This window comes from Chitinophaga sp. (assembly GCF_039596155.1).
Lineage (GTDB): Bacteria > Bacteroidota > Bacteroidia > Chitinophagales > Chitinophagaceae > Chitinophaga.
This window is the reverse complement of sequence record NZ_JBCNKF010000040.1, coordinates 62,915-72,474: the sequence shown is the minus strand read 5'-3', so window position 1 is coordinate 72,474 and position 9,560 is coordinate 62,915. Positions and strand designations below refer to the sequence as shown.

Annotated in this window: 6 protein-coding genes; all 6 read right to left on the bottom strand. The window is 45.6% G+C overall.

Features of this window, described 5'->3' with window-relative positions:
• On the bottom strand, window positions 1-588 hold a 588-nt coding region (locus ABDW33_RS28020; RefSeq protein ID WP_343693412.1), incomplete at its 3' end, for a hypothetical protein.
• A gap of 21 nt (window positions 589-609) precedes the next feature.
• On the bottom strand, window positions 610-1,866 hold the full coding sequence (gene kynU, locus ABDW33_RS28015) for a kynureninase (protein ID WP_343693411.1): 1,257 nt from the start codon (window positions 1,864-1,866) through the stop codon (window positions 610-612).
• A 603-nt stretch (window positions 1,867-2,469) separates the two neighbouring features.
• Window positions 2,470-3,255, bottom strand: a complete 786-nt coding sequence (locus ABDW33_RS28010) for a TIGR00266 family protein (protein ID WP_343693410.1) — start codon at window positions 3,253-3,255, stop codon at window positions 2,470-2,472.
• Window positions 3,256-3,505: 250 nt separating this feature from the next.
• Complete coding sequence (locus ABDW33_RS28005; protein ID WP_343693409.1) at window positions 3,506-7,024, bottom strand: efflux RND transporter permease subunit; 3,519 nt, start codon at window positions 7,022-7,024, stop codon at window positions 3,506-3,508.
• Window positions 7,025-7,042: 18 nt separating this feature from the next.
• Window positions 7,043-8,149 carry an efflux RND transporter periplasmic adaptor subunit gene (locus ABDW33_RS28000; RefSeq protein WP_343693408.1) on the bottom strand — a complete coding sequence of 369 codons (1,107 nt, stop codon included), beginning with the start codon at window positions 8,147-8,149 and terminating at the stop codon, window positions 7,043-7,045.
• Between the two features lie 37 nt (window positions 8,150-8,186).
• Window positions 8,187-9,551 carry a TolC family protein gene (locus ABDW33_RS27995; protein ID WP_343693407.1) on the bottom strand — a complete coding sequence of 455 codons (1,365 nt, stop codon included), beginning with the start codon at window positions 9,549-9,551 and terminating at the stop codon, window positions 8,187-8,189.
• Window positions 9,552-9,560 lie beyond the last annotated feature (9 nt).

Below are 9,560 nucleotides of genomic sequence, written 5' to 3'. Positions count from 1 at the left end.
GTATCCACCACCGCCGCCGCCGCGATTGTAACCACCGCCGCCACCGCCGCGATCGTAACCACCACCGCCACCGCCGCGATCGTAACCACCACCGCCGCCGCCGCGATTGTAACCACCGCCGCCACCGCCGCGATCGTAACCACCGCCGCCACCGCCGCGATCGTAACCACCACCGCCGCCACGATTGTAGCCGCCACCACCATCACGGTCGCCATAGCCACCGCCACGATTGTAACCACCGCCGCCGCCTTCACGGTTGAAATCACGGTCACCGCCACCACCGTAGCCACCGCCGCTGCGATCGTAACCGCCGCCACCGCCATAGCCACCGTTGTCACGTGGACGATATCCACCGCCGCCACCATCGCGATCACCGCGATTATAGCCACCGCCGCCTTCGCCACGGTCACGGTTAAAATTAGGTCTGTCATCTCGATCCTGGTTGTAACCACCAGGTCTGCCCTCCCTTTCATTGTTAAAATCGGGTTTGAAGTAACCGCCTGGTCTCTCCTTATTGGGATCTTGGTCTTTTTCTGTACCAGGAGGAGAGTAGGGCCTGCGGGGGCGTTCGTTTCTCTCAAAATTCATCGTACTTACTAATTAAGCGTTTTAAGCAATATTTGCTATGATTTCATAAAAATGAAATACGTCTCCATAAGAGTTATATAAGGGCGCCGGTGAAACCCGTATGACTCCGGGCTCTCGCCAGTCCACAATGATACCGGCTTCCGTCATCTTTTGTTGGATTTCTTTACCTCTGTCATGGAATAGCAAAGATAATTGGGCGCCGCGTTCCTTACAATTTTTAGGCGTAATTATTTCAAATTTTATGTTTTCTATATGTTTTAACAGGAATTCAAGATAATCGGTAAGTCTTATACTTTTCTCTCTTAAAGCTGCCATACCAGCTGATTCAAACAGTTCCAGTGAGGCTTTCAATGCTACCATGTTAAATACCTGTGCTGTGCTTATTTGCCAGCCTTCTGCACGGTTTTTAGGCTCAAAGCCTTTTTCCATTTTAAAACGGATGGTTTCCTCGTTGCCCCACCAGCCGCCTAATCTTGGCCGGTTCCTGTCTCGGGCATGTCTTTCATGTATAAATGCTCCTCCTACTGCGCCGGGGCCTCCATTTAAATACTTATAAGAGCACCACACGGCAAAATCTACTTCCCAGTCGTGTAACTTCACAGGTACGTTTCCTACTACGTGTGCCAGGTCGAACCCGACTACAGCCCCCACTTTATGGGCTGCTTTCGTAATGGATTGCATATTAAACAATTGGCCGGTATAATAGTTTATTCCCCCCAACAATATAAGCGCTAAGCTACTACTTTCCTGATCAATAATCTGAAAAATATCTTCCTCGCGTATCAAAAATTCTCCCTCACGGGGTGCTACTTCTATTATCGCAATCGCCGGATCCAGGCCATGCAGCTTCACTTGCGTTTCCATAGCGTACTGATCGCTGGGGAACGCACCTGCTTCCATTAATATCTTGAATTTTTCCTTTGTTGGTTTGTAAAATGTCATCATCATCAAGTGAAGATTGACAGTTAGTGTATTCATTACTGTCAGTTCCTCCTGGCTGGCACCTACTATCTCCATCATCGGCCTGCTGCAATATTGCTGATAATACAACCATGGATTCCTGGCACCCCAATACCCCTCAACAGCGCATTGCTGCCAATCTTCCAACTCCTGCATAATGGCTGGTTGTACATTTTTTGCTTGCAGGCCCAGGGAATTACCGCAAAAATAGATCGCATCCTTTCCATTCCGCTGCGGAAAATAAAACTGATTCCTATAATTTCTCAACGTGTCTTTCTGGTCCTGCTCTTCGGCAAATGCCCGTGATAAATCAAACATAATTCAAATTCCATTGTTTCCCGGCAGATTCTGCTCTTAACGAAGACTCTACTTAAAAAAATTGAGTATTCAATAGCCCTTTTGGTGTATCACAGAATCCGTAACGTGTACAATTACTTTTTTTTGGTCTATAATGCCCGTCGCTATCATGCAGAAAGCAATACCACTCTGCAATAGCGGCAGTTATCTTTTTATGTATAGTTGCTAAATTTCTTTTCCTGTTAATTGCTAATACTGCTTGTTAATAATATCAGTTTATTTAAAAATCACCGGTTAGTCAATATTCCCTGCTGTTAAATAGTATTTCGTATGATAGTCTAGTTTTCAATAAACAATTCTTATAATCATAGGTCTTCTTCCTGAGGAAGGGTACCACTTGTTTCACTGTCAATCAGTATGCTGGATGCAATGACCGGTTTATCAATTTTTGTCTGCCAGTTACAACAGTTATTTGACGCTTATTTGTCAGTTGAATGATGTTAATTCTATAAAACACCTGCTAATAACGGTTATTCAATAAGGCGGTTTTTAACAATACCAGTTTTACTACTTCTGATTTATGCCAGTTATAACACTAAATTTGCTGTTTCAGTTTAATTATTATCAATCTCCGTCAAATATATTACCCAATCCGCCAAGTATACTACCTTCTTCCTTTTGGCGAACTGTTCCATATGAAACGATTCTGCTTGCTAAACGACTAATGGGTAAGGATTGTACCCATACTTTTCCAGGGCCTCTCAAAGTGGCAAAAAATAAACCCTCACCACCAAATACCATATTTTTAATTCCTCGTACAAATTCAACGTCAAAATCTACCTCGGAAGTATACGCGACCACACATCCCGTATCTATCTTTAATACCTGTCCGGGCAGTAACTTCTTCTCCATCACCAACCCACCTGCATGAACAAAAGCCATACCATCACCCTCCAGCTTCTCCATGATGAACCCCTCACCACCAAAAATCCCCGTTCCTAACTTGCGCTGCCACTCTATCCCGATACTTACTCCCTTCGCTGCACACAGAAACGCGTCTTTCTGACATATCAACTTCCCTCCCATCAGAGACAGATCCATGGGGATTATCTTGCCCGGGTAGGGGGCTGCGAAACTCACTTTCTTCTTTCCCTGCCCCACATTCGTAAATGCAGTCATAAAAAGACTCTCACCAGTTAGCATACGCTTACCGGCAGATACTAACTTCCCGAAAATGCCTTGATTTGATTGTGAACCGTCTCCAAACATGGTTTGCATCTGGATCTCCTGGTCCATCATCATGAAACTCCCACTCTCGGCCACGACAGTCTCCTGTGGATCGAGTTCTATTTCGACAATCTGTATTTCTTCACCATAGATGCTGTAATCTATTTCATGGTTGCGTCGCATAGCGTTGTTGTTACCCGGATTAACAAAAATGGCGCTTTAGGCCCAAAAATAATGATTTGCTACAGTTGTTAATTGTTAAAGTTTGTTAAGATACCAAAAAAACTGGAAATATAGTAAAGTTTAATATAAAAAACCGTCCCGGACGAAACAGGACGGTATGCTGTTAAACCTACAACTGTTACACTGTATTTTGTGTACACTTACTTAATTTATCTACTACATGCCCTTCACACACCTCAACCCTACCCATTTAATGGGATATCTCCTCATCTTCCCTACCCCTGAAAAACCTGTACGGTTTATCTGATACATAATCCGGTGCGTGCAGCCTCCTGATCGTCTCCTTCTTCATAAACACCTTCACCAGCACGACAAAGAATGGAATATACTTCAATCCCCTCGGCCATCCTTTGTAATCCAATACATCAATCGACCGCTTATTCATCGCATACATCACCGGTACCAGGATCAATGTCAGGAAAGTGGCAAATACCAACCCATATACCATCGTCCAGGCCAATGGTCCCCAGAACGCCACATTGTCTCCACCAAAGAAGATATGTGGATGGAACTCGGAGAACAGGGTTTCAAAGTCTATATTCAAACCCACGGCCAGCGGAATCAACCCAAGAATTGCGGCTATCGCCGTGAGCAATACCGGCGTCATACGGGTTCTCCCCGCTTCCACCACCGCTTCATATACCGGGATGTTCTGCTGCACCAACAGATCGGTAAACTCAACCAGTACTATTCCATTACGCACCACGATACCTGCCAGCGCCATGATACCAACGCCCGTCATGACGATAGATATGTCCATTCCGAAAACGGAGAAGCCAAGGAATACTCCAATGATACTGAAGAGGATCTCCATAAAGATCACCAACGGACGCCCGATTGAATTGAACTGCGTCACCATGATCATCAGGATCAATCCAAATGCACCAATCATGGCAAATAAGAGGAAGTTCATTGTCTCTGCCTGATCCTCCTGCTCCCCCGTCATCTTTATCTGTATACCACTCGGCTTTGCAAAATCACCCAATGCAGTCTGTATCTGTTGTACCACCTCATTTGCATTATATCCTGTGAGTACATTTGAGTACAATGTCACCACACGCTTCTGATCGATACGCTTGATACTTGCATACGTATTGGAATAATGAATATCTGCTACCGCACTCAATGGCACCTGCCTGATCATTCCTCCCATATTCATGTCGCGGTAAACTAAGTTCAGGTTCATGAGCGTATTGATATTATTACGCTGCGTCTCCTGGAACCTTACCATAATTGGATAATCATCTTCCGGATCTCTGAACTTGGATACCTCATATCCATACAATGCTGTACGCAACGCCATACCAATAGTAGTAGTGGAAATACCCTCCCTGTTCGCACGCTCACGATCTATATTCACTACAATCTCAGGCTTGTTGCTCTGGAAGTCTGACCGTAACTCTTCTACCCCACCTATCTCCAGCGAATCCAGATATCGCTTCAGTTTGTCAGCTGTCGACGTTAATTCTTCAAATTCATCGCCCGCTATTTCAATGTTGATCGGCTTACCTGTCGGCGGGCCACCCTGCTCCTGCTCTACCGTAATATCAGTACCAGGTATACCTTTCACCGCCTGCCTGATCTTGTCAAGGTACTGCTTTGTATCATGCCCGTCACGCTTTCCAAACTCTACAAAAGCGACTGTCACTTTCCCCTTATGTGGCTGCACACTCATATCCATTTGCGACGGATCTCCCGCCCCTACCGCTACATTGGAAATAATAGATTCTACTATCGGATTGTTTGCACCAACCACTTTTGTTATCCTGCCCTCTACTATGTGCGTGATACTGTCAGTATACTTCTGATCCGTACCCATTGGCAATTCTATATAAGCATAGATGAAGTTCGGGTCTGCCTGCGGGAAGAATACCACCTTCGGATTCCTGATCGCTGTCAACATAATACTAAAGATCAGCAAACCAAATGTGCCGATCAGTATCCATATCGGCCTCCATCCAACCAGGCACCATTTCAATATGCGCTTATATCTTTCCTGTACCCTCGGCCAGAAGTTGCTCTGGAAGCGCCGTGCCAATCCACCCAGATAAAACTTCTCCAGTAAGATCAGCAGGAATATAAAGATGACAAAGTTGCCTAAACCGATACTACCATTCGCATACCCCAGCAATGCAATCACACCGAACACGATGGCCATATAGGTAAACTTCTTATTCCACGTTGGCTTTGGATGGTTCTCTCCTTCATGCCTGTCCATGAAATCCACCGCAAACACCGGGTTAATGATATATGCCACTACCAGCGAAGCACCCAGTGTTGTGATCAACGTCACCGGCAGGAAAAACATAAACTTACCAATGATACCCGGCCAGAATAACAATGGTACAAACGGCGCCAACACCGTCAACGTGCCTGAAAACACAGGTAAAAACACCTCTCCCGCCGCTATCTTGGCGGCTTTCACAATACCGAGGTCCTTTCGCTCATAGAAGATACGGTGTACGTTTTCTATCACCACGATCGCATCATCCACCACAATACCCAATGCCAGCAGGAACGAGAACAACACCATCATATTCAGGGTGAAATGATAAGCCGGCATCAACAGGAAAGCAATGAACATAGAAATCGGCACCGACATCGCTACAAAGATCGCATTTACCGCACCCATGAAGAACATAAGGATCACCGTTACCAGCAGGAAGCCAATAATGATCGTATTGATCAGGTCATGCAGCGTTACACGTGTTGAATTAGACTGGTCACCCGTGATCACCACATTCAATCCCTTCGGGAAATAATCCTTCTTCATCTCTTCGATGATCACCCTGATCTTATCAGAGGCATCGATCAGGTTCTTACCACTCTGCTTGATCACATTCAGGGTAATTACATTCTTACCACCCAGACGCGCATAGCTCTCCTGCTCTTCAAACCCGTCTACCACATCTGCAATATCACGCAGGTATACTGTAGCACCGGAAGCGCTGCGGATCACTATATTACGCAACTTGGAAGGATCTTTATATTCACCCTTCACACTCAGGGTACGCTTCTGTCCATCCATAGATACCTGTCCGCCGGAAATGGTCCTGTTTTCAGAAGCCACCGCATTTGCGATATCATCGAAGCTCACCTGCGCCGCATCCATTTTGTACTTATCTACATTGATCTGGATCTCGCGATCAAGTGCCCCCACAATATCCACACGGGTAATCTCATTCAGGGCCTCTATTCTGTCCTGCATTTCATCTGCATATTTCTTCAATGATTGCAGATCGAAATCACCTGACAGGTTGATGTTCATAATCGGAATCTGGGATACATCTATCTTAATGATCTGTGGTTCCTGTGTAAGATTGTTCGGCAGGTCTTTCTTCGCATCATCTACTTTTTCTCTCACTTCCTGACGTGCCGTTTCCATATTCTCTCCCGCTTCAAACTCAATCGTGATAGCAGAGTAATCCTGCATACTCGTACTCTTGATAGACTTTACCCCGGAGATACCACCCAGTTGTTTTTCAATGGGCTTTGTCACCAGTGTTTCCATATCCTCAGGAGAAGTACCATCATTAATGGTGCTGATATAGAACTGCGGGAATACGACCTCCGGGTATTGCTCCTTCGGTAAACTTTGATAAGATAATATACCGGCTATAGCGATGATAATAGTGGCGACATACACGCTCACCTTATTATCAATTGCCCAGCTGGTAGGCTTAAATTCTTTGTTCAGATTATCTTGCATACAACAGTATTTTTAAGATCATAACTGGATCAGGTCATTGTCATTCAATCCCTGATAACCTGTTGTTACTACATTATCTCCCACCTGTAATCCGCTTTTAATTTCAGCTTTATCATTGTAGGTACGTCCTACCTGCACTTCTCTTCTCTTAGCGATCAATCCATCTTTGGATTTTTCTGCAACGATTACAAAGGATTTGCCCAACGCATACTGGATCACATTTACAGGAATTACCAGTGCATGAGGGGTTGTATAGTCTATGATCTTTATCTGCGCAATCATATTGGGTCTCAGTGCAGGATCACTGCTCAATGGCACCTCCACCTTGATCGTACGACTCACCGGATCGATCACTTTCGCAGCAAATCCGATCTTTGTGCGGAGTTGCTTATCAATATCCGGGAACCGTATTACGACAGGATCTCCCGTTTTCACCACACCTGCGTAAGCTTCTGCCACATTGGCCAACACGCGCAAATCAGCATTGTTCACTACTCTGAACGAAGTGGAACCAGGAGCCGCATTGTCTCCCAGCTTTGCAATCACCGCATCAACAGTGCCATTGATAGGAGAAATGATCCTCGCCTGTGAGAGCTGGTCATTCAGGGTCGCCATTTTCCTTTCCAGCGACTCCTTCTGATTCTTAGCATTGAGGTATTGTACTTCGGAACCAATCTGTTGTTTCCAGAGATTCTGCTGTTTTTCGTACAAGGTAGTGGCAAGATCCAGCTGCGTACGGAGTTCGGCCACATTTGCCCGCAGTATCTGATCGTCTACCTGGGCCAGTGTCTGACCTTTGGAAACCTGCTGCCCCTCCTTTACATAAATTGCGGTGATCACACCGGGCACCTTGGAACTGACATTCACGTTTTCACGTGCATCTACAGCACCTTGTATATCGATATAATGTTCAAACACTGAATCCTTTACAGCTGTAACAATCACTGACTTCATTTTTTTTGCGGCTGTGTCAGTTTTATTTACCTCTTTTTCCAGCTGCGCAATCTCTTTTTTCAGGTCCGCTTCCTGTTGTTTCAACTGCTTCAGTTTTTCTTCAGCTGTAGGTTGACCGCATGCCATGAAGGCGAGCAGCGTCAGTAATGCGGCGTGATATTTATAAGACATATAGAATGAATTAGAATTAAGATTAATACTGCGACGACTATAATTTGCCGTAGGCTTTCAGATAATCGATCCTGGACACACTGGCATTGTAAAGTGCTGTGAAATAATTGTTCTGAGCGGTGAGCAGGTCATTTTCTGCATTACTCATTTCCAGGCTGGAACCTACGCCCTCTCTGTATTTTATCTGGGTAGTATTATATACTTCCTGTGCCAGTTGCATGTTGCTTTCCTGAGCTTCCAGCGCTACGATATTGTTACGCAGGTTGGAAATAGATTGTGTTTGTTCCAGATCAATACCAAGCTTGGCATCTTCAATAGAGATCTCTGTTTTCTTTACCTGCAGGAATGCCTGATCTACCTTGCGCCTGCGCTGGAAGCCGGTGAAAATGTTAAAGCTCAGGTTCACACCATAGCCCACATACCCGTACCAGGTTTTATTGTCAAAGTAGTTGAACACATCACTCGCGCGGCTCACACCACCTGTACCGAAGAGCGAGAGCACTGGCAGTGCATTGTATTTATAGCGCTTAAGATCGTATTCGTATGCTGCCTTTTGTGATTGTAGTAATTGATATTCTATACGCTGTGAGTAGTCAAAGTTTTCTACAGCCACTGCTGATTTCAGGTCTGCCGTAGAAAGCGTATCAGTGAGTGTCAGCTCTGTACGCATGGGCATCCCCATGGAGTATTTGAGTGCTGCCAGGCCTACTTCCGAAAGGTTCTGCAACCGGGTCTCTTCCGTGCGGAGGTTAGTCACCTGCACTACCAGCCTGTCTACATCGAGTTTTTCAACGAGCCCGTTCTTATAGGTTTCTCTTGTCTCAGCCAATAGTTTTTCAAGCGTAGTTAAGTTGCCCCTGAGAATGCTCAGGGCCTTATGTGCAGAAAGCACATTGTAGTAAGCTTTGTAAACATTCACTTTGACATCAATCTCAGCTTTCTGTACACCTCTGTGAGAAAGTTCTTCCAGTGTTTTGCGGGCCTGGAGTGCTACGAGTACACTTGGATCGAAGAGTACCTGGTTGAATTTCACTTCCCCCAGCACATTGAATTTCAGACCAAACGCGAACGGTACGAGTGTTCCTTTGGGTACAGTGTCAGAGAAATTGGAGGCATCAATCAACTGTTTCTGGACAATTGGATTGTGTTGGAAGGATCCGGCACCGCTGAGCTGTGGCAGCGCCATTCCGCTGACTTCTTTGTTCTTGGCCAGCTGGATGAGCTCATCCAGTTTAGCATTTCGCACGGTTGCCTGGTTAGCAAGGGCGTAGTCGACCGCTTCTTTTGCAGAGAGCGACATAGGCGCTAACGGCGTAGTGACGGGAGACTGGGCCATTCCCGTGTGAAAAATCAGCAGCAGCAAGGCTCCTATCCATCCTGTCCGCTTTTTGTTCGCTTGCATAAAGGTCAT